At 69.8% G+C, this 20,307-nt stretch carries 18 protein-coding genes; 9 read left to right on the forward strand and 9 right to left on the reverse strand.

Going from position 1 to position 20,307, the window contains the following annotated elements:
• Positions 1-45: 45 nt before the first annotated feature.
• Positions 46-1,245 carry a cytochrome P450 gene (locus P2L57_RS13150; protein WP_275813190.1) on the forward strand — a complete coding sequence of 400 codons (1,200 nt, stop codon included), beginning with the start codon at positions 46-48 and terminating at the stop codon, positions 1,243-1,245.
• A 32-nt stretch (positions 1,246-1,277) separates the two neighbouring features.
• On the opposite strand, the gene P2L57_RS13155 is transcribed toward P2L57_RS13150, so the two are convergent.
• The 3 genes from P2L57_RS13155 to P2L57_RS13165 form a co-directional block, all read right to left on the reverse strand.
• A complete protein-coding gene (locus tag P2L57_RS13155) occupies positions 1,278-1,820 on the reverse strand; it encodes a universal stress protein (protein ID WP_275813192.1) in 543 nt (180 codons plus the stop codon).
• A gap of 474 nt (positions 1,821-2,294) precedes the next feature.
• Complete coding sequence (locus P2L57_RS13160) at positions 2,295-2,954, reverse strand: NADPH-dependent FMN reductase (protein ID WP_275813196.1); 660 nt, start codon at positions 2,952-2,954, stop codon at positions 2,295-2,297.
• 66 nt (positions 2,955-3,020) lie between these two features.
• The gene (locus P2L57_RS13165; protein WP_275813199.1) at positions 3,021-3,845 is read right to left on the reverse strand and encodes an SDR family oxidoreductase; all 825 of its coding nucleotides are present in this window, start codon (positions 3,843-3,845) and stop codon (positions 3,021-3,023) included.
• 333 nt (positions 3,846-4,178) lie between these two features.
• Here P2L57_RS13165 and P2L57_RS13170 point away from each other — a divergent pair, with 333 nt between their 5' ends.
• From P2L57_RS13170 to P2L57_RS13180, 3 genes are all read left to right on the forward strand, one after another.
• Positions 4,179-4,736 (forward strand): hypothetical protein, encoded by a 558-nt coding sequence (locus P2L57_RS13170; RefSeq protein ID WP_275813202.1) that lies wholly within the window; start codon positions 4,179-4,181, stop codon positions 4,734-4,736.
• A gap of 16 nt (positions 4,737-4,752) precedes the next feature.
• Complete coding sequence (locus P2L57_RS13175; RefSeq protein ID WP_275813205.1) at positions 4,753-5,190, forward strand: hypothetical protein; 438 nt, start codon at positions 4,753-4,755, stop codon at positions 5,188-5,190.
• A 91-nt stretch (positions 5,191-5,281) separates the two neighbouring features.
• Positions 5,282-5,833 (forward strand): HD domain-containing protein, encoded by a 552-nt coding sequence (locus tag P2L57_RS13180; protein WP_275813208.1) that lies wholly within the window; start codon positions 5,282-5,284, stop codon positions 5,831-5,833.
• 445 nt (positions 5,834-6,278) lie between these two features.
• Here the strand turns inward: P2L57_RS13180 and P2L57_RS13185 are convergent, their stop codons facing one another.
• On the reverse strand, positions 6,279-7,604 hold the full coding sequence (locus P2L57_RS13185; RefSeq protein WP_275813211.1) for a pyroglutamyl-peptidase I: 1,326 nt from the start codon (positions 7,602-7,604) through the stop codon (positions 6,279-6,281).
• A 159-nt stretch (positions 7,605-7,763) separates the two neighbouring features.
• Between P2L57_RS13185 and polX the strand changes: the two genes are divergently transcribed.
• The 4 genes from polX (at position 7,764) to P2L57_RS13205 (ending at position 11,829) form a co-directional block, all read left to right on the forward strand.
• Positions 7,764-9,503, forward strand: coding sequence for a DNA polymerase/3'-5' exonuclease PolX (gene polX / locus P2L57_RS13190; RefSeq protein WP_275813214.1), 1,740 nt, complete (start codon positions 7,764-7,766; stop codon positions 9,501-9,503).
• Positions 9,504-9,645: 142 nt separating this feature from the next.
• Positions 9,646-10,734 carry a hypothetical protein gene (locus P2L57_RS13195; RefSeq protein WP_275813218.1) on the forward strand — a complete coding sequence of 363 codons (1,089 nt, stop codon included), beginning with the start codon at positions 9,646-9,648 and terminating at the stop codon, positions 10,732-10,734.
• Positions 10,735-10,969: 235 nt separating this feature from the next.
• The gene (locus tag P2L57_RS13200) at positions 10,970-11,212 is read left to right on the forward strand and encodes a hypothetical protein (protein WP_275813221.1); all 243 of its coding nucleotides are present in this window, start codon (positions 10,970-10,972) and stop codon (positions 11,210-11,212) included.
• A 365-nt stretch (positions 11,213-11,577) separates the two neighbouring features.
• Positions 11,578-11,829 (forward strand): hemerythrin domain-containing protein, encoded by a 252-nt coding sequence (locus P2L57_RS13205; RefSeq protein ID WP_275813224.1) that lies wholly within the window; start codon positions 11,578-11,580, stop codon positions 11,827-11,829.
• A gap of 117 nt (positions 11,830-11,946) precedes the next feature.
• Here P2L57_RS13205 and P2L57_RS13210 read toward each other — a convergent pair whose 3' ends face one another.
• From P2L57_RS13210 to P2L57_RS13230, 5 genes are all read right to left on the reverse strand, one after another.
• The gene (locus tag P2L57_RS13210) at positions 11,947-13,482 is read right to left on the reverse strand and encodes an amino acid permease (RefSeq protein ID WP_275813227.1); all 1,536 of its coding nucleotides are present in this window, start codon (positions 13,480-13,482) and stop codon (positions 11,947-11,949) included.
• A gap of 182 nt (positions 13,483-13,664) precedes the next feature.
• A complete protein-coding gene (locus P2L57_RS13215; RefSeq protein ID WP_275813230.1) occupies positions 13,665-14,411 on the reverse strand; it encodes a FadR/GntR family transcriptional regulator in 747 nt (248 codons plus the stop codon).
• 40 nt (positions 14,412-14,451) lie between these two features.
• Positions 14,452-15,783, reverse strand: a complete 1,332-nt coding sequence (locus P2L57_RS13220; protein WP_275813233.1) for an MGDG synthase family glycosyltransferase — start codon at positions 15,781-15,783, stop codon at positions 14,452-14,454.
• A gap of 236 nt (positions 15,784-16,019) precedes the next feature.
• Positions 16,020-17,402: an MptA/MptB family glycosyltransferase gene (locus P2L57_RS13225; RefSeq protein WP_275813236.1), complete on the reverse strand. Its 1,383-nt coding sequence runs from the start codon at positions 17,400-17,402 to the stop codon at positions 16,020-16,022.
• 833 nt (positions 17,403-18,235) lie between these two features.
• Complete coding sequence (locus tag P2L57_RS13230) at positions 18,236-18,982, reverse strand: type 1 glutamine amidotransferase (RefSeq protein ID WP_275813238.1); 747 nt, start codon at positions 18,980-18,982, stop codon at positions 18,236-18,238.
• Positions 18,983-19,170: 188 nt separating this feature from the next.
• Here P2L57_RS13230 and P2L57_RS13235 point away from each other — a divergent pair, with 188 nt between their 5' ends.
• Entirely contained in the window at positions 19,171-20,046 is an 876-nt protein-coding gene (locus P2L57_RS13235; protein WP_303656233.1) for an RNA methyltransferase, read from the forward strand.
• The last annotated feature ends 261 nt before the right edge of the window (positions 20,047-20,307 follow it).

Raw genomic sequence — 20,307 nt, forward strand, 5'->3', positions numbered from 1 at the left:
GTGGTGTCTGGTTTGTTCTGATCGCTACCGTTACGGAGTGCTCGCGTGGACGAGGACGTTGCTGTGAGCTGTCCGTTCGACTTTCGGGAGGGGCTGGAGTTCGACCCGCTGTTCCGCGAACTCATGTCCGCCGGCCCTGTCACCCGCATCCGTATGCCCTATGGCGACCCGGCGTGGCTGGTCACGGATTTCGAGGGGGTGCGGCAGGTGACCACGGACCACAGGTTCAGTCGGGCGGCCATCATCGGTCGTGACTACCCGCGGTTGACCCCGGAACCCATCGTCTCCCCCGAATCCATCAACGTGATGGATCCGCCCCACAGCAGCAGACTGCGCAGACTGGCCTCGCAGGCGTTCACCAAGCCGCATGTGGACCGGATGCGGCCCGCGGTGCAGCGCATCGTGGACAGCCTCCTTGATGAGATGGCCGAGCACGGAGCACCCGCGGATCTGGCCGGCCACCTGTCGACGCCCCTGCCCCAGCGAACCATCTGCGAACTGCTGGGCATCCCCTCCGCTGACTGGCCCATGTTGCAGGGGCATGTCCACGAGATGCTGTCCACCGGCCCGGACACGCGCCATGCCGCCGCCGAGGCCAAGGCGCACCTGCGCTCCTATTTCGTCGATCTCACCGCGCGACGGCGGCGCAGTCCGGGCGGCGACCTGATCGGCAACCTGGCCGCCGCCCGGGACGGCGATGACGCCTTCGACGACCAGGAACTGGCCGTCATGGCGCTGACGTTGATGATGAGCGGCCATGACACGGCCACCTGCCAGATCAGCAACATCGCCTACCTCCTGCTCACCCACCCCGACCAGATGGCCCTGCTGCGCCGCCGTCCCGAGCTGCTGCCCGACGCCCTGGAGGAACTCCTGCGCTTCATCCCGTTCCGCACGGGAGTCGGTATTCCGCGCGTCGCGACGGAAGACGTGGACCTGTCCGGGGTCCTGATCCGGGCGGGGGAGTTCGTGCACGTCTCCTATCTGACGGCGAATCGGGATCCGGGCAGGTACAGCGATCCTGATGTGCTTGACCTCGGGCGTCCGCCCAGTCCGCACATGGCGTTCGGCTGGGGTGGGCACCACTGCATCGCCGTTCCCCTGGCCATGGCCGAACTGGAGGTGGCCATTGGCGCCTTGCTCACCCGTTTCCCGCGGTTGCGGCTGGCGGTGGCCGCCGAAGACCTGCGGTGGAACACCGAAACCATCCGGCGCTTTCCCTGTGAACTGCCGGTGAGCTGGTAGGCGACGCCGGAGCAGGGCCGGCCGCGGCGTCCTCAGCCGCGGTGGGCGTGTACCGCCGCCGCCCATCCGGACGTCTCCAGGTCCGGGAACTTCCGGAACGCCCGTGCCGTGAAACTCAGTTCGTGGAGCAGCTCGGGCGGCGGGACCGCGATGACGGGGCACTTCGCGCGGGCCAGGCAGTAGCGGCTGACCGAGGTGTGGAGGAGGCGGCGCAGTCGACCGCGGCGCCCGGTGCCGACCACGAGGAGGTCGTCCGGGTCGTCGGCGAGCTGCACCAGGGCGGGCCCGGCGGCGAACTGCACCGGCATCGGGTGGATGCGCAGGTCGGACGGGTAGCCGCCGAAGGCCTCGTCGAAAGCGGTGTCCAGGCGCTTGCGGGCGGCCTGTTGCCACTCCCACAGCAGGTGCGGGACGGGGTGCCTGCGGTACGCGGTCTCGCCGCCTGGCGGGGACCAGGCGAGCACCGGCACGAGCAGAGCCTCGGCGCGCCGCGCTTCGGCCACGGCCCGGCGCAGCGCCGCCAGGCTGGCCGGCGATCCGCTGACGCCGACGATGACTCGCTTGCCCCCGGCCATGACTGTCTGCCCCCTCTATCGGCACTTAAGATTCGTTTGAATATTAGCAGTGAAGTGGAGCGATTCTTAGGCTTGAGAGGGTGATCTGCCATACATTCGATGGTCTATTCGTCTGGCTGTCGGACAGTGTTCGGCGTCGCGTTCCGATTGGGTTGATGTGGTCGCATCGACCTGCGGTACGGGCACCCGCTTCGGCCAGGCCGCCTGCGCCGGTCGCCGGTCAGTCGGCATCATGAGGACATGGACGATCAGCGTGAGTTCTCAGCAGACGAGGACAGCGACCTGCTCAGCGACGAGGAACGGGACGCCGGATGGGGAGAGGACGACGACGGCGACCGGGGCCGGTGACCACGGCGCGCCCTCGGCCCCGCGCTCCAGCATGACGGCGGCCGGGCCGCCGCCAACTGAGCCCGCCACCGCGGACGTTGCTCCGGCTCACCTCGGCGAGGATCGCGGCCGGCCGCCGGAGAGGCGCTAGCCCTCCGCCCGTTGGGTGACGGGCGCCTCGGTGCGGTCCCCCAGGAACTCGTACCACCGGCGCTCCAGGCAGACGTATCGCACATCGGCCCCGACGAGGGTGAGGAAGGCCCGGACCGTTTCGGTGAGGCGCTGCTGCAGGTCGGAGTCGACGAGCCGGCCGTCCCCGGTGAACGCCTGGTACGCCCTGGCGAGGCTGAACATGTCCGGATAGACGCGGGTGCCGAGGTGCTCCAGGGGAACCCTCAGCGCCCACAACCCGCGGTTGCCGCCGAACAGGGACGGCGATGCGGAGACGAGCAGCGCGTGCTTGGTCCTGAACGGCTGTGGTCGGACGCGGGAGACCCAGTCGATCGCGTTCTTCAGCAACCCGGGCACCGAACCGTTGTACTCGGGGGAGGAGATGACGAAGGCGTCGCTGCGCTCAATCCGGTCCCGCAACGCCAGAGCGCCCCCCGGCAGACCCTGGGCGGCTTCCACGTCGCCGTCGTAGAGGGGCATGTCGAAGTCGTGCATGGTGGCGTGATCGACGGTGGCTCCGGTGTCGGCGATCAGCCGGGCCACAAGGGAGGCCAGCCGGGCGTTGGTTGAGTCGGCCCGCAGCGCGGCGCCGAAGACGAGTACCCGCAGCGGACCGGGATGGGAGTCCGTGGGCATGGGCACATCCTTCCTGCGTGTGTGCGCCCGCACCTGCCCGGGCGTTGACCGCGTCCGCCTCGGCGGTCAGTGCCCCCGGGCCGTCGGACGCACCATGATCTCGTTGACCGCGGCGTGCGGGGGCTGGGTGACCATGAAGCTGATGGCGCGGGCGATGTCCTCGGCGCGCAGCCAACTGCTCTCCGGGATGTCACGCGCGATGGCCGCGGCACCGCCGTCGGCCGTCATCTCCGTGCGGGTCAGTCCCGGCTCGACCAGACCCACCCGGACACCCCGCGCGGTCACTTCTTGGCGCAGGCCCTCGCTGAACGCGCCCACCGCGTGCTTCGTCGCCGAGTAGACGCTGCTCCTCTCCCGTACCACCCGGCCCGCGACCGAGCTGACGTTCACCAGATCGGCGACCCCGCGCGGGCCGTCCGCTGCCGCACGCAGCAGATGCGGCAGCGCCGCCTGCGACATGTGCAGGACCGCCTTGACATTGAGATCGATCATCCGCTCCCAGTCCTCGGGGTCGCTCTCTTCGACGGATCCCGTCGCCGCGTAACCGGCGTTGTTCACCAGGACGTCCAGCCGCCCGAGGCGGTCCGCGGTGTCCTCGACGGTGCGACGTGCCTGCGCCGCGTCCCGTAGGTCGGCGGTGAGGGCGATGCATGTGCCGCCCTGGTCCCTGATCGCGGTGGCCAGCTCCTCCAGCCGCTCCGCGCGGCGGGCGGCCAGTGCGACAGCGGCGCCCCGCTGGGCTACGGCCATGGCGGTGGCCGCTCCGATGCCGCTGGACGCGCCCGTCACCAGTGCCGCACAACCCGCCAGTGCGGCGTCGGTGGCACCCTTCACCGTGGCGGCCTGGCTTCCGGTGCTGGCGTTCCCGGGGTTCGCATCCCTCACATTCATGATCGCCCCTTGCGGTGCGTCTGGCGGAACTCGGGCTGATTCGGGCGCACTTGACGTCGCCGACCCAACCCACCCATCGCCACTCAAGAACGCGGCCGGGGCGTCGCGCACGAGTCGGGGCCCGACCACCTGCGGTGGGTCATCGGTTCCATCCTCGCGCATCCGCGACGGTTCCGCCTCTGGATGCGGCGAGGGCCGCCCCCTGGCATCCGCCGGCGCCTACGCCGACCACGCCTCGTTCACGTTTCCTTAAAGGTGAATACACCGTTCGCGACCGGTCGGCCCCTAGGATTAACCGGCTAGAACCATCCAAAGGGGTAAGGGGGGTATGGAGTGCGCAAAATCCTCCACCTGGCCATTGCCTTCGCCGCGTTCCTGGTGGCGAGTGTCGGCCTGGTCCTACCGGCAGTCGCCGCGGGTGACTACGGCGAGAAGTACTTCGAGATCGGCGATCAGTTCTTCCAAGCCACCGACTCCAACGGGCACTTCACCGCACAGGTCAGCTACGTGAGCGGCGGGCGACCGTTCCGTGAGAACCCGGTCGCGTTCTCGTTCGTCATCAGCCCGTACCTGAGGTCGATCGCCACCGGCACGATGCAGTGCAGAGCGTGGCAGTCCAAGAACGGCGCACTCACCGGCGCGAGTGACTACCACTCGATCCCGCCGGGTTACCTATGGCACTGGACGTTCCCGGAGAACCCGATGGGACCGCATATGCAGGCCAGCGGGAGCTGCGTCTTCCCGGTCAACGCCGATGGTCGTACCGGCATCGCCAACGTCCGGTTCGTCTTCCGTTACGTCGTCGACAACGGGGGTGGCGACGCGGTGTCGCACCGGCACGCTGTGTCGGCCGGCGCCTCCGCACTGGTCAGCAGCGCTTCGATCCGATAGAGGCGGCACCGAATTGATGTCAGCCGCACCGAAGCCGGCTTCCTGGGAACTGGTCGGCGCACCCGCGGAAGGTCTGCCGACCAGCCTGGTGGGCTCCTGTGCTCGCGTCGGGCATGACCTCCTCCATGACCCCACGGTGCACGCGCGCCTCCCCGAGCTGCGCTGGTGGGCCGGGCGGGAAGCGGGCGCCCCGGCCGGTTACGTAGTCGTGGGGCTGCGGACTCCGCAGATGACGCTCTTCGGGTCCGGTGTGAACACCGAGTTGGCGGAAGCGGAACTGGCCGCTCGGATCGCCGAAATCACTCAGGACGATCTGATCGGTTACGAGGCGCTGCCCTGGCCCGCCTGCCCAGGTCACAACCACCCGATGGAACCCTGTGCCGTGGACGAGGAGGCGTGGTGGTGCTGCCCTGCCTCGCACCACCCTCTTTCCGTCATCGGCCAACTCGGTTGAAACATCCACAGCCGGCTGCGGCCGTTCGCCCGCAGTTCATCCGGCCATGTTCTGTTGGGGCGCCGCAGCAACGTTGAAGGAGCGCCTTTCCATGGACATGCCGCCCGTGAACAGCGTCGATGAGCTGATGGCGCTGCTCTGTTCCTGCCGGGGAGCCTGGGACACCCCGGATCGTTCCGGCGATCCGGTGGACCTGCACGATCACGGGCTGCAGACGGCTCGGCTGCTGCGCGGTGCGTACCCCGAGGACGAGGAACTCCAGGTAGCCGGTCTGATGCACGACATCGGCCACCTGCTGCGGCCGGGAGACGACGCGGGGCACGCCCAGCACGCGGCGAACGCGGTGCGGCCCCTGCTCGGCGAGCGGGTGGCCCGGCTCGTCGAACTGCACATACCGGCCAAGCGCTACCTGGCAGCGACCGACACCGGGCGGAGCCTGTCCCCGCAGAGCGCCCTGACGCTCAAGTCGCAGGGCGGAGCGATGACGCAGGCCGAAGCGGAGCGCTTTCGCCGTGACCCGCTGGCGCAGGCCGCGATAGCGCTGCGCGAGGCGGACGACGCGGGCAAGGTCGTCGGCCTGGACACCGGCACGATGGAGGACTGGCGGCCGGTCATCGCAGCCGTTGCCACCCGCACCCGTTGACTGGCGCCGGTCCCGAACGGGGCGCCCCCTGCGGGGCGTGACACGAGGTCAGCGGTGGCTGAACACCCTGCGCCACCTCGACCGTCACCCGACGCTCCGCCGCACGACCTCGCCCAGCTGACCTGCCAGACCGGCTAGTCCTTCGGTCCCCTCGCCAACCGCATGGCCGAGCGCGGCCGCATCGAACGCCTCCCCGGGCCGGGGCGCGCCGTACGGCACCGCCGCACGGGAAGCCGGCGACAGCTACGCGATGCCGGAGGCGCCCTCGTCAGCGAGGTCGTCACCGGCTCCTTCCCCCCTGGCGGCCGACCAGCTCGACCAACTCGGCGATCTGCTCCACCAGCTCCTGGACCAGTCGGCAGCTCCTGGACCCGTCGGCCACCGAGGCAGGTGCGCACACCGCCCGTCCGTAGGCGGTACGAGGGCGCCCGTGGGCCTCAGGCGCTCACCGCAGGGTGCCCGCGGCGATGGTGATGATGGCGCGGAGTTGGCTGAGGATGGCCATCCGGTTGTGTTCGAAGGCTGGATCGGTGATCGCACCGGTGTTGCCTGCCCCGAACTCCAGAACCGGGGTGTGGACATGGCCGCCCGGAACGTGGAGTGCCGCCGCGTCCCTGAGCCGGGTCGCGCGGTAGGCGATCTCGTTGGACAGGTAGTCACCTCCGCCGCCCGCTCGCGCGGTAGAGCCCGGCGTGGGTCCGTCGGGCCGGGTCACCGGTGTGCTCTGACCAGCCGGGAGTTCGGTGACCTCGGTGTGGTCGTACACCGGGAAGGGGCCGGTGTACGCCTGGACGATCCGCTGGTACGGCAGCGTGGTGACCGTCCACTGCGGCTGCTGGCGATGGCCGGGCACCCAGACGGGCAGCGGGATCGTGCCCGTACGGGACAGGTTGTCGTTGTCGGGGAAGCCGCCGCGCCAGGCACCGTTCCACCGTTCCACGTCGAAGCGGCCGACCCGGCCCTGGCTGACGGTGACGAACATGTCGACCCGCCGCGGGCCGGGGGTGAAGTAGGGGAACAGCGTCCGTTCGACCGTACCGTCGGCGAAGTCATCCCAGCGGACCGGGAAGATGACGGTCTCGATCCGCACCGGACCGGCCGCGGTCCGCAGGGTCGTCCCGTCCAGCGCCAGCGCGTTGGCGCCCGAAGGGTTGCCGATGCGGATGTCGGTGTCCAGGGTGAACGGATCGAAGCCGGTGACGATGACGCGCTTGACGCGGCTGCCCGCGGGCAGGTCGACCGAGTCCTCGCCGCGCGACGACCGTTCCAACCGCCCGAGCAAAGCAGCCCGTTCGCGCTCGCCGAGCGGGAATCGCGGCTGCCACTGGCGCAGCGCCCGTGTCATGCCGAGTCGTGCCCAGTACAGCGGCCGGTCGTCGGACCTGTCGAGCCCTGCCTGCTGCCCGCCGTCCGCGGCGGACGGCCCACGGCCGTCGGCATGCTCTTCCGCCGGGCCGCGTCCCTGCGCCCGGTCGACCGCGGCCCGCCACAGCTGCCGGCCGCTCTCGGTGACGACGCGCCGGGCCCGCGCCGCAGTGTGGGCCGCGCACAACTCCCGTACGAACGCGGGGGCCTTGGCGCCGAAGCCACTACGGTGCAGTATCTCCTGAGGCACGGGCTTGGCCAGGCGCTGTTCCTCGACGGTGAGCGGAGCCGAGGTGTTCACGCAGGCCGGGGCCGCGTGCGCGGCCGGGGCGCCGAGCACGGCGACGGGGGCGACCAGCGCCGCGGTGGCGAGCAGCGTGCCCGTGCGGGTTCTCAACCGATTCATGCAGGCCCCTCCGACTTGGCGGTTTCATGCCAAGACTGTCAGTGGGTCGCTCGCGGTGGCCAGAGCGCGTTCGACCGCCCGTACACCCGACGAGGCGGCTACCCCTCGACAGAACGGCCTCATACCACCCAACTCGTCCGCACCGCCTAAAATGGGAGCATGGTGCGGCCCAACGAGGAGGTCGCGGCGCTTCTCCAGGAGTACGCCGACCTCCTGTCCGTCACCGGTGGCGACGCCTTCAAGGCCCGCGCCTACGAGAAGGCGGCCCGCGCGGTGGGCGGGTACCACGCTGATGTCTCCCGGCTGGACGCCAGACAACTGCGCGAGATTCCCGGCGTCGGCGCCTCCATCGCCGAGAAGGTCGCCGAATACTTCCGCAGCGGGCACATCCCGGCACTCGAGGAACGACGCTCCCGAATTCCCGCGAGCGTCCGCGAGCTGATCCGGATCCCCACCCTCGGACCCAAGAAAGCCATGGCGCTCTACGAGGACCTGCACATCGCCTCGGTCGACGAGCTGGCCGAGGCCATCCGCACCGAAAGACTGCGCGGTCTGAAGGGTTTCGGCCCGAAGACCGAGGAGAACCTGCTGCACGGCATCGGTCTGCTACGACAGGCGGGCGACCGGATCCTGCTCAACACCGCCGTGCAGACGGCCGAGGACGTGCTCGCCAGACTCTCCGCGATCACCGGGGGTGTCCGCTGCACCTACGCGGGCTCCCTGCGCCGGATGCGCGAGACCGTCGGGGACATCGACATCCTCGTCGCGGCCAAGGACTCGGCACCCTTCATGGACGCCTTCGTCAGCCTGCCCTACACCGCCGACGTCATCGCGCACGGCGGCACCAAGAGCTCGATCCGCACCGCGGAAGGCGTGCAGGTGGACCTGCGGGTGCTGCCACCCGAATCCTGGGGCGCGGGTCTGCTCTACTTCACCGGATCGAAGGCGCACAACATCCGCCTGCGGACGATCGCGGTACGCCAGGGCCTGAAGCTCTCCGAATACGGCCTGTTCGAAGCCGAGAGCGGGAAGCTGATCGTCTCGCGGAGCGAGGAGGAGGTGTACGCGCGGCTCGGTCTGCCGTGGATCCCGCCGACGCTGCGCGAGGACCGGGGGGAGATCGCCGCCGCACTGGACGGCACGCTTCCCGACCCGGTGGCCGAGGCGGAACTCCGCGGTGATCTGCACACCCACACTGACCTCACCGACGGCCTCGCCCCCCTTGAGGAGATGGTGGCCGCCGCGGCGGAACGCGGCTACGCGTACTACGCGGTCACCGACCACGCCCCCGACCTCTACATGCAACGGATGACCGATGAGAAGGCGCTCGCCCAACGCGAGCTGGTGCGCCAACTCGACGGGAAACACCGCAAGTTGCGGGTGCTGCACGGTACCGAGCTGAACATCGGGCGCACCGGCGACGTCGACTGGCCCGCCGACTTCCTGGCGGGCTTCGACCTGTGCGTGGCCTCCGTCCACTCGTACTTCCAGCAGAGCCGCGAGGCCCAGACCCGGCGCCTGATCCGGGCCTGTGAGAACCCGTACGTCAACGTCATCGGCCATCCGACGGCCCGTCACATCGGCAAACGCCCGCCCATCGACGTGGACCTCGACGCGGTGTTCGCGGCCTGCGGCCGCACGGGCACCGCGATGGAGGTGAACGGCCAGCCCGAACGACTCGACCTGCGCGACGAGGACATCATGCTGGCCAGGCGCTACGGCGTGAAGTTCGCCCTCGACAGCGACGCCCACACCCCGATCCACCTGCCCTATCTGCGCTATGCGACAGGCACCGCACAGCGTGGCTGGCTGACCGCGGACGACGTGATCAACACCTGGCCGCTGCGGCGGTTGAAGAGCTTCCTGCGCAAGGGGCACGGGGGAGCGGCGGCGGCGTGAGCCGTGCACCGGCCATGGCGGCCGGCGGACCGGTGACCTCATGTACGGGATTCCGGCGGTGCGGCCGGGGCGCCGCACCGCCGTGCGACCGGTGCCTCGTAGGCTTCCCTCGTTGGAGCGGGTGCCGGGAAGGAACGTCATTGTGCTGCGGGTACTGATGGGCATCGCCGGTGCCGTGGTCGTGCTTGGGATCTTCTCCTCGGTGCTGCGCACACTGGTGATCCCCCGGCCGACGCGTTCCAGCTTCACCCGGATCGTCCAGCGCGCCGTGCAACGGCCGGTCCAACTGCTGGCCGACCAGATGGAAAGCGCGGAGGCCAAGGACCGGGCACTCGCCCCCGTGGCGCCGCTGGCCATCGTCATCACGCTGATCAGCTGGCTGGCGTCCTTCATGGTCGGCTATGCGCTGCTGGAGGCGGCGGTGAGCGGACTCAGCGTCAGCGACGCGCTGGTCGAGTCCGGTTCGTCACTGTTCACCCTTGGCTTCGCCAGCGGGACCCGGGCGACGTTGAACGCCATCGACTTCTGTGCCGCCGCCACCGGGCCCATCGTGATCGGCCTGCAGGTCGGCTATCTGCCCGCCCTCTACACCGCCTATCAGCGTCGCGAGACCGAGGTCACCCTGCTGGAGGCGCGCGCCGGGAGCCCGCCCTGGGGGCCGGAGATCCTCGCCCGGTACGCACAGGTCGAGCTGCTGGACAGCCTCACCGACCTCTTCCGCAGCTGGGAGCGGTGGAGCGCCGGGCTGAGCGAGAGCCACACCACCTACCCGGTGCTGATCAACTTCCGGTCCACCAAGCCGGTCCGCAACTGGCTGATCGCCCTGCTCGCGGTGATGGACGCCGCGGCGCTGCGGCTGGCCTTCAACCCCTCCCAGCCGGGAGCCGACGTTCGGATGGCGCTTCGGGCGGGCTTCGTCTGCCTGCGCGACATCGCCGACAGCCGCGGCATTCCTTACGACTACGATCCCCATCCGGACGACGTGCTGGAGCTCACCTACGAGGACTTCCTCAAGGGCGTGGCGCGGATGGCCGAGCAGGGGTATCCGATGGAGCGCACACCGCAGGAGGCGTGGCCGCACTTCCGCGGCTGGCGGGTCAACTACGAGGCGCTCACCTACCGGCTGGCACGTGACATCGACGCCGTCCCGGCCCCGTGGTCCGGGCCGCGCCGTACGTCGGTCACCATCAGCACTCCGCTCACCCCGATCGACCGCCGCCCCGCGGGCTGACCCTCTCGGCCGCGCTCGCGGCGCCGTGCAGGACCGCGGTCACACGGGGGGAGTGCTCCGGGCCGGAGCACCCGTCTTCGATGTTCACCCGGATGGCCTACCTCTGATGGTCCATTCGGGGGCCGGGCGTTTCGATGGATCCGCAGGTGGGCTGGGAAATGCCTGCGCGGGGCCGCCCGGCTCTGCCCGTGCCGGGGCCCGTCGCCCCACTGCGACATGAGCCAGGGAGAGGCCGATGTACGAGATGCGCGCCGAATTCGACCCCGATGTGACCGGTAGCGTCGAGAATGCCACTAACAGCTTGGCACTGCTGTGGCATGTCATCGCTAAGGACGACAGTGGCATGGCTTTGTGTGGGCAGCAGCTTGTCCAGACGGTACACGCCGGACTGCTCGTGGGCGGCCATGCGTCGACGGAGCGCTGCTGCTCCCCGTGCCTGGCCGCCGTCCGCGCCACGATGCAGGCCGAGGCCGTCTAGGGGTGCCCGGCCAGTGTGTCGGATGCGCTGGCGGCAGCCAGCAGCCGCGCCCGCCGGTAGGCGCGGGCACCGCTGACACGAGCACCCGAATCCGCTGCACCAGGGCAGCACCGGTATCCCGGTGCTGCCCATCTCCATGCCCGGATCCGCACCCGGACGTCGAGCACGTCCGTCGAAGTCCGAACAGGGTGAGCCGCCAGCCAGGTGAAGCACCCACGGAGTCGGCGCCGCATCCAGGGGCGTCCGATGGGCACAGGAAGCCGTACCCAGACGGCCTTGGGCGCGTCGGGCCGCGAGCGTTCAACTGGACCGGCCGATGACCGATGGAGCCGTCGGCGAGGTGGTCGAGTCGCGGTCGGCCGGTTTTGCGGGACGCCCTCAACCGGCTCCGCGACGAGCATCAGACAGTCACGCGCATCCAGGGCGAGCTGCTCGCCCTGCTGGCTGACATCGGCACCGCCGGCCCCGGTCGCTTCCGCAGCGAACTGGACCGGATGTCGCGGGAACTGACAGCGCACCTCGACTACGAGGAGGCGTCGCTGCTCCCCGTACTGACCGAGATCCCGTTTCCCCCCACTCCGCCGGCACCCGAGGCGGCCGTGAGCGCCGGCGCCTGACTGGCGGGACGCAGGAAGGGCCTGTCCGGTGGATCTTGACCACCGGATGGTGGTGGTTCGACCAAGATCCACCGGACAGACCCTAACCGAGGCCTGGCCGCTCAGGGTGAGGAGGCATCAGATGCCTTCCAACTCCGCTTCGAGCGCGGCGCGTTCCTCTGGCGTTCCGTGGACCTTCGGCCCGGTGAACCAGCGACGGGCCGACACCAGCCACCACACTCCGGCGAAGCCGAGGACGATCAGTACCGCGACGGGCGTGTAGTTGAAGTTGGCGGCCGTGATCGGGCTGGTGGTGGGCAACATGAACAGCACCGTGATCAACGCGGTCCAGGCGACCGCCACCACCCCGATGGGCTTGCTCCACCTGCCCAGATGCCAGGGGCCGCGCTGGAACGCGTCGCCCTGGCGCAGCCTCAGGAACACGGGGATCACGTACGCGATGTACAGGCCGATCACGGAAACCGAGGTGACGGCGGCGTAGGCGGTGGCGTTCCACAAGTAGGGCAGGCCCAGCAGGAACGCTCCACCGGCGGCCAGCCACACCGCGTTGGTCGGGGTGCAGGTCCGCTCGTTCAGCCGGTGCCACAGGCGTGCACCCGGCAGCGCGCCGTCCCGGGAAAAGGCGTAGATCATCCGCGAGTTGGCGGTGACCGAGGCCATGCCGCAGAAGAACTGGGCGCCGATCGCGATGACCAGGAGCAGTTTGGCGCCGGTCACACCTACGGCGTCGATGAAGATCTGCGCGGGAGGCACTCCGGTGGCGCTGTTCAACGCACCGCTGTAGTCACGGATGGCGAAGGTGATGCCGAGCAGCAGCACCCATCCGGCGGCCAGCGAGACCAGGATGGACATCACGATGCCGCGCGGGCCCGAGCGGGACGCGTCATGGGTCTCCTCGGTCATGTGCGCCGAGGCGTCGTAGCCGGTGAACGTGTACTGGGCGAGCAGCAGGCCCAGCAGGCCGACGTAGACGGGACTGTGGAAGCCGGTGTTGTTGACGAACTTGGTGAAGACGAACTCCGCCGACGCGTGATGGGTAGGCAGCAGGACCAGCGCGCCGACGATGATCAGCACGCCGAGCAGATGCCACCACACACTGACGTTGTTGAAGATCGACACCACTTTGACGCCGAAGGTGTTCAGCAGGCCGTGTATCGCCAGGATCACGCCGAACAGCGTGATGGTGTGAGCAGGTGTCGCGGCGAAGCCGAACTGCATCTCCAGCAGTGCGTTGGTGAAGAACGCGGCGCCGAAGTCGACTCCGGCGGTGACCGCCACCTGGCCGAGGAAGTTGAACCAGCCGGTGAACCATGACCACGCGGGACCGCGTCTGGGGGCGAGCATGGCGGCCCAGTAGTACAGACCACCCGCCGTCGGATAGCTGGAACACACCTCGGCCATGGCCAGTCCGACGAACAGCGTCATCAGCCCGACCAGCGGCCAGCCCCAACTGATCAGCGCGGGGCCACCGGTGGCCATGCCGAATCCGTACAACGTCAGACAGCCGGACAGGACCGAGATGATGGAGAAGGAGACCGCGAAGTTGGAGAAGGCCGACATCGAGCGGGCGAGTTCCTGGGTGTAGCCCAGTTCGTGTAGGCGTTGCTCGTCGGCCGAAAGCGTCTTGCCGGACGTGGATCGTTCGGAAGCCACGGGCGCCTCCCGGAAGGCGTGATGAGGGTTGGGACGGGGGCGCGCGTCCGCGCTGACGGCGCATCTCCCGGGTCGTGAGGGGGGTCGACTCGTTCAATGGATTAAAATCAGTCCATTGGGATGGGGGGAATCTGCCACTCCAGGCGACCGACGTCAAGGGTTCTTCACTGCTCGGTTGGCGATCAGCCGAGGAAGGCGCGGAGCAGGGACGCGGTCCCCGCCAGGTGTTCCTCCGTCGCCCGGCGGGCGCCTTCCGGGTCGCCCTTCAAGATCGCCTCGGCCATGGCGCGGTGCTGCGCCGTGGCGTGCTCGATGTTGCGATCGAGGACCGGGATCGCGTTGAGCAGGTCGTTCAGCCGCATCCGGGCGTCGGCGATGCTGGCGGCCAGCGAGTCCGAACCGGTCAGCTCCGCGATGGCCAGATGGAACCGGGAGTCGGCCGACCGGTACTCCACCGGCGACGCGCTCTCCAACTCCAGCAGGCGGGTGCGCAGGTACGCGCGCTGTTCGTCGGTCAACCGCCGCTCGGCGGCCCGCTCGGCGGCGCCGACCTCCAGCACCAGGCGGTAGGTCAACGCGTCGGTCAGCTGGCCGCCCATGTCTTCGGCGACCCGTCGTAGATCGTCCGGGCCGGGAGCCGCGACCTGGTAGGTCACGAAGGTGCCGCCGTAGCGACCGCGGCGCGACTCCACGTACCCGGCCTGTTGCAGCGAGCGCATGGCCTCCCTGAGGGTGACCCGGCTGATGTTCAGCCGGGTCGCCAGGTCCCGCTCCGAAGGCAGCCGATCACCGTAGGAGAACACCCCCAGCTTGATCGCCTGCAGGATCCGCTCGACCGTCTCCTCGAACGCGTTGCCGGTCCGGACAGGGCGGAAGATCGCGCCGCCTGCCCAATCTATCCGGCCATGCCGGTCGAGCCCTTCACGCATCGGGATCACCCTATCCGTCGGCAGGGTGTCCGCGACGGGGCTACGAGGCCTTGGGGGAGTTCGCGTCCGGCGCGGTGACGGCGGACCGCCGTTGCGGCAGCCGCAGTTGCCGTACCCGACGGACACCGGAGGCCAGCGCGGAACGCGAGACCCCGGCGGCACCGGAGCGCGTACCGGTCCCCGTACCGCAGTCGTGCCGCGCGTCTCGTTGGCCCTCGTCGCGCCAGCGGCGTGCCAGGTCGCCGACGACGTTGACGGCCTGCCGGTGCGGGGGCAGGGTCGGCAGGTGCACCCGGCCGCGTTCGGCCTGCTGATCCAGCGCTTCGGCCAGCCCGGCGGGGGTGCGGGGCCAAGGGGCGATCCCGGCGTGGGCCAGGGTGGCCGCGTTCGCCCGCCCGTGCCCGGACAGCACCTCGTAGCTCACCGCGGGCAGCCCCGCCACCAGTGCCTCGGTCAGGGAAAGCCCGCCCGCGTTGTGCACCAGCACGTCGGCGGCGGACATGAAGCGCGGCATGTCGTCGCGCCAGCCCAGCGCGACCACACCGGGCAGCCCCGCGACGCGCTGCCGAAGCCGTTCGTTCCTGCCGCACAGGACGACGGGCACGGTGCCCGGTACGGCGTGCACCGCGCGCACGCTGGCCATCACATCGCCGAGGCCCATCGAGCCCGTCACCAGCAGCGCCATCCGGTGGTCCGCCGGCACCCCGAGCTCGGCGCGCAGCGCCTGCCGGTCCGCCGCGTCGACCGGTTCCGCGAACGCGGCCGGGGCCAGCGGCCCCGCGGCGGTCATCGGGACGCCGTACCGTGCGCTGCCTTCGGTGGCCGTGGCCTGCGTGACGGTGAGATGCGCGTCGACGCGGGGATGCACCCACAGCCGGTGCGGTGCCGGATCGGTGAGGTAGCACACCGCGGGCGCGGTCAGGATGCCGTCCTCCTTCAGCATGCCCAGGCTCTGCGCGGCGAACGGGAAGGTGGTCACCACCACGTCGTAGCCCTGGCCGACCCAGTCCGCCATGTCCCGGCATGCCAGTCGGCACAGGTGCATGGTGAGCGTGCGCACCGTCGAGTCCCGTTCCTCGCTGCGGAACAGCCAGTCGAAGACCCGCGGCGCGCGGCTGGCGCTGAACGCGTAGCCGTCCCGCAGCACACGGCGGTAGGCGCGCGGCAGGGTGTCGAGGTAGTCACGGTACGTGGCCTCGACACCCTGTGCCTCCAGCCGCCGCACCAGTTCCGTGGCGGCCCCGTTGTGGCCCGCGCCGACACTGCCTGTTATGACCAGTGCGCGCAGCGGCCGTTCCGGGGGGCTGGCAGGTGGCTCCGCGCCCGAGGCGCGGTTGGGGGTGTCCTGGGAGGCATGTTGAAGGACGTCCATGATCTTCCGCTCGACGAGAGCGCCCGGCCGCGTACGGCATGCGGCGCTGTCCGGTTGAAGGGGCACTGCGGCGAGTACAGCGAGCCCCTCGTGCTTGCGCCGTACCGTAGGAGCTACCTGCCCCGGTCCGCCGCTCGCCCGCGTGAGCGGCAGGAGGCGGCTTGGTGAACTTCACCCCATGTCCGGGCAGGCGGCCGGGCGGAGCGGGGAGCGCCGGGCCAGGACGGCCGCCGGTGCTACCAACTCCAGCCGTGACCGCCGCTGTTGTGACAGAAGGCGAGGACGGACGTCGTCAGGATCAGCCAGCGGATCAGTGGGGTGCGGGGGAGAAGGGCGGCCATGGCCCAGATGGTGGCGGTGTACCAGGGCATGGACCAGGGCGCCATCAGGATCCAGGCGAAGCCCAACGCGAAGGACCCCGAGACGGCCAGTGGAGCCCTGGACGGGATCCAGCGGTGGATCAGCCAGGCGAGGGCGAGCATCAGGACGGGCCACGCGATGCTGATGACGGCGCTGGTTGCGGCAGGGCCCACGGTGGCCTGGCCGAGCTGTTGTACGGCCGCCCACAACGAGGGCACGGAAACCAGGTGCGACGCCGCCGACAGCGGGGCCAGCGCGTGCAGTCCGTACCAGCGGTAGCCAACGAGTGAAATGAGTGCGAAGGCGGATATCTGCCGGGTGATCCGCCACCAGGCACGTTCGCGCAGCAGCGGCCACAACAGGCCCAGGCCCAGCAGAACCGCGCTGATCTTGATACCGCAGGCCAGCCCGACGAGCAGGCCCGCCAGCAGGTCGTCACGCGCCCCGGCGGCTCGGCGGGCGCAGTACACCGCGCAGACCGCCAGAGCGGCGATGAGGGTGTCCAGATGGCCACCCGCGACGAGCAGCACGATCAGCACCGGATTGGCGACCCACATCAATCCGGCGCGGACCGGGTCATCCGCGGTACGTATCAGAAAATATCCGGCGGCAAGGAACGCGGCACCGTTCACCAGCATCAGCAGCCAGATGGTCAACCAGGGCCGGTGACCGCCAACCTGTGCCGCCGCGGCCTGCACCCAGGTCGCGACCGGTCCGTACACCGAGGGCGTGCGCAGCCATACGTCGCTCACCAAGTGTGCGTAGGCGCCACCCAGTTGTCCGGGCGTGGTCACATAGGGGTCGCCGCCGAGAGCGGCTATCCGGCCATAGGCGGCGTAACTGGCCGTATCGGAGGAACCGACCGGCGTCAGGTTGGCGACGACCGCCACGGTGGCGGCTCCTATGCCGAACAGTCTTCGAGGACTGGGGCGCCAGCCGTGGCTGTTGGCGCCGAGCAGTCCGACCAGCCCCAGACAGCACAGCGCGATGGAGACGTAGACGGCCACCGTGGACGCGCCGCCCGGCATGGGGGCCAGCAGCGGCAGCGGAAGGGGCGCCCGCAGGGTGTGGTTGTTGGGTGCGCTGGCGCCTACGAGCACCAGCAGCACGATGCCGGCCGCCGATATGGACACCGCGACCTTCGGCCGGGTGAGCGCGCTGTCCTTGAGACGGTGGAACAGCGCGCCCCCGAGGACCCCGGGGGAGACCGTCGCGGATACCGGCGCACCGTCAAGGGCGACCCGTGGTGCCGGCGGCATCAGGGTTTTCGTCGCCGTGGCCCGTTGGTGCGCACCGACCGCCACCCTCCTCTGAACGGCCTTGCGCGTCTGGCCGGCAGTCGGAGAGAGGGTCGATGTTCGGTCGTCGGTCGTCACGGTCGCTCTCTGAGTCGCGTACGGGGGGACGGGCAGCGCAACATCTGGCGCGGATCACCGCGGAAGCCGGGCTCATCGCGTCGCCTGGCCGGTCGTCGCCATCCTGCTCACCGCCTCTCCGCGCTGCCTTACCGCGCCCGCCAGCGCCCGCACCAGCGCGGGCCCGGGACGGGTACCGCGCGCGAGGTAAGCTACTACAGCGCGTAGACGACCGCATGCGTGCCCCTTCGGCGAGTCCGCTGAACGGTCTCGCGCGGCGGCTCATCGCCGGCAACGTCACGGAGGCGCAGACGTGTTCGTGCGGTGCTCGGCCGATACCCGTGATGACCGTGGCGCCCACTCCTCCCGTGACGGGTTATGACGCGCTCCGCCGCACGGTGTTGAGTGAGGCGGTGGCGGAATCGCCGCCGGTGGGATGGGCGTCGGGAGGGGGCATGGAGGGCCTTTGGCGAGCTCGACGTGGGCGGTGGAGCGGCGGCAGCCGCGGACTGGACGCCGTCAGTGTCCCAGGTATCGCACCGTTCGGTGGACCCCAGATGGCCAGTACTGAAACAGACGTTGTCGCTACCGCGAGTTATGCGTGAGTCGACGACTGCCGCTGCGGGGCTCGTCACGCCGGTGCGTTTGTCACCCTCACAAGTCCGCCCGTGTGCAGGACGTCGGAAGCGTCGTCGTTGACGATATCGTACATGGTGGAAATGTCGGTCGGCACGGCCTCAGCGCGCGGTGCGGTCCAGGATGAGTGAACGCAGGTGCCGCAGACCCCGCTCGACCGACGGGCGCAGCGCCGGAACCAGTGCACGGGCGTCGGCGCGCAACTGGTCCACGGCACCGGGCCCGTGGGCTTCCGTAACGTCTGCCACGAACGACGGCTCGGCGAGCCAGTCGTCCAGCAGACCGATGGTGATCTCCAGGTGGAACTGCACTCCCCATGCCGCGGGTCCGGCGCGGAACGCCTGACACGGCGTGCTCTTGGTACTGGCCAGCAGATGCGTGTCCGCCTCCGGTACGATGCGGTCCCGGTGCCAGTGCAGAAGGCCGGGGGCATCCGCCAGCGGCCCGACGACCGGGTCGCGCCGGTCGACATCGCGCAGCGGCGCCCAGCCGAGTTCCCATTCCCGCGGGTCCCCAGCGCCGCTGCGTACGGTCAAACCCCCGGCTCGGGCGAGCAGTTGGGCACCCAGGCAGATGCCCAGTGTCGGCACCTCGGCCCGTAGCGCTTCGGACAGCAGGTCGAGCTCCGACCTCAAGGCGGGGTACCCGGCCGTGTCGTTGGCGTTCATCGGCCCACCCATGACCACCAGCCCGGCCAGGTCGGCCGTCGACGGAAGGTCGTTGGCCGAGGCGTCCGGAGTCGCCAGCAGGTTCCGAACCTCGACATCGCAACCGTGAAGTGCCTCCAGAACCAGGCCGGGCTTCTCCACCTCGGCATGCTGCAGGACCAACACCGTACTGGTGGGCATGCTCATCTCAATCTGGTGCGGTGAGTCAACCTCTGGCGGGCAGTTTCGCATGACACGGCATACGTGTGCTTCGACTGGTAGAGACGTTGAGATGTCCGGCGCCCGGTGTAGGCTGCGGCGCGCACCGGTGCGTACTTCGACCGCTCGGGACACGTCGCTGACGTCATCACGCTTTGGGGGAACAGGTGTTGGCGGTCCAACGGGTCACTTCTCGCAACGCCCGGTTCCAGCAGTGGCAGTCCCTGCTCGCCAACCGCAACAAGCGGCAGCGCGCCGGGAAGTTCCTTGTCCAAGGCGTGCGGCCCGTTTCGCTGGCGGTCCAGTACGGCTGGCCCATTCACGCGCTGATCTTCGACGGTGAGCGGAAGCTGTCCCAGTGGGCCGGTGAGCTGCTGCGGGAGGTCAGGACCGAGCACATCGCCATGGCTTCGGACATGCTGGCGGACCTCGGTGAGAAGAACGAGTCCGCGCCCGAACTGATCGCCGTGGTGGGGATGCCCGCCGACGACCTCGACCGGATCCCGGTCGGGGGCGACTTCCTCGGTGTGCTGTTCGACCGGCCGACGAGCCCGGGGAACATCGGCAGCATCATCCGCTCGGCCGACGCCTTCGGCGCGGGCGGGCTGATCGTGGCCGGGCACGCTGCCGACGTCTACGACCCCAAGTCGGTACGGGCCAGCACCGGTTCCCTGTTCGCACTGCCCGCCGTCCGGGTTCCGTCGCCCCGTGAGGTGATGGACTGGGTGGCGGCCCGGCGCGCGTCCGGGCAACCGGTGGTGATGGTCGGTACGGACGAGCACGGAGACTGCGATGTCTTCGACTTCGACTTCACCCAGCCGGTCCTACTGCTGGTCGGCAACGAGACCAGCGGGCTCAGCAACGCCTGGCGCGAGCTGTGCGACCACACCGTGAGCATCCCGATGACCGGCGCGGCGAGTTCCCTGAACGCGGCCAACGCCGCGACGGCCGTCCTCTACGAGGCGTCCCGGCAGCGGATCGCCGCCGGAAGGCGCACCTTGACGGGGCGCGCGCCCGAAGGTTCCCCGGCCGCCGCCCGCACGTAGCAAGCGCGCCCGGCGCACCGACGAATGGCCCCACGCCTCAGCCGCCCTGCTCGCGGTCGACCACATGGGGAGTCGGACGCACATACTGTCGAAGCGTCAGGACCACCTATTGGCGCCCCGCCGACCGGATGAATCGCTGTCGCCCGGTCATGCCATTGACCCGCGACAACGGCGCGGGGCTACTCCGGCCGGGCGACCCGAGACGCCGGTTGGATCGACATCTCAAGCTGCGACATGCGCCGAATGCTCTTTAGCTCGTAA

Source organism: Streptantibioticus ferralitis, from assembly GCF_029223525.1.
Taxonomy (GTDB): Bacteria; Actinomycetota; Actinomycetes; order Streptomycetales; family Streptomycetaceae; genus Streptantibioticus_A; species Streptantibioticus_A ferralitis.

Bases quoted from the DNA above. Each gene is read 5' to 3' on its own strand.
- P2L57_RS13155 (WP_275813192.1), bottom strand. From the start codon at position 1,820: ATGGCCGGGGGCAAGCGAGTCATCGTCGGCGTCAGCGGATCGCCGGCC.
- P2L57_RS13160 (WP_275813196.1), bottom strand. From the start codon at position 2,954: ATGCCCACGGACTCCCATCCCGGTCCGCTGCGGGTACTCGTCTTCGGC.
- P2L57_RS13165 (WP_275813199.1), bottom strand. From the start codon at position 3,845: ATGAATGTGAGGGATGCGAACCCCGGGAACGCCAGCACCGGAAGCCAG.
- P2L57_RS13175 (WP_275813205.1), top strand. From the start codon at position 4,753: ATGTCAGCCGCACCGAAGCCGGCTTCCTGGGAACTGGTCGGCGCACCC.
- P2L57_RS13180 (WP_275813208.1), top strand. From the start codon at position 5,282: ATGGACATGCCGCCCGTGAACAGCGTCGATGAGCTGATGGCGCTGCTC.
- P2L57_RS13185 (WP_275813211.1), bottom strand. From the start codon at position 7,604: ATGAATCGGTTGAGAACCCGCACGGGCACGCTGCTCGCCACCGCGGCG.
- polX (WP_275813214.1), top strand. From the start codon at position 7,764: ATGGTGCGGCCCAACGAGGAGGTCGCGGCGCTTCTCCAGGAGTACGCC.
- P2L57_RS13200 (WP_275813221.1), top strand. From the start codon at position 10,970: ATGTACGAGATGCGCGCCGAATTCGACCCCGATGTGACCGGTAGCGTC.
- P2L57_RS13215 (WP_275813230.1), bottom strand. From the start codon at position 14,411: ATGCGTGAAGGGCTCGACCGGCATGGCCGGATAGATTGGGCAGGCGGC.
- P2L57_RS13220 (WP_275813233.1), bottom strand. From the start codon at position 15,783: ATGGACGTCCTTCAACATGCCTCCCAGGACACCCCCAACCGCGCCTCG.
- P2L57_RS13225 (WP_275813236.1), bottom strand. From the start codon at position 17,402: ATGCCGCCGGCACCACGGGTCGCCCTTGACGGTGCGCCGGTATCCGCG.
- P2L57_RS13230 (WP_275813238.1), bottom strand. From the start codon at position 18,982: ATGCCCACCAGTACGGTGTTGGTCCTGCAGCATGCCGAGGTGGAGAAG.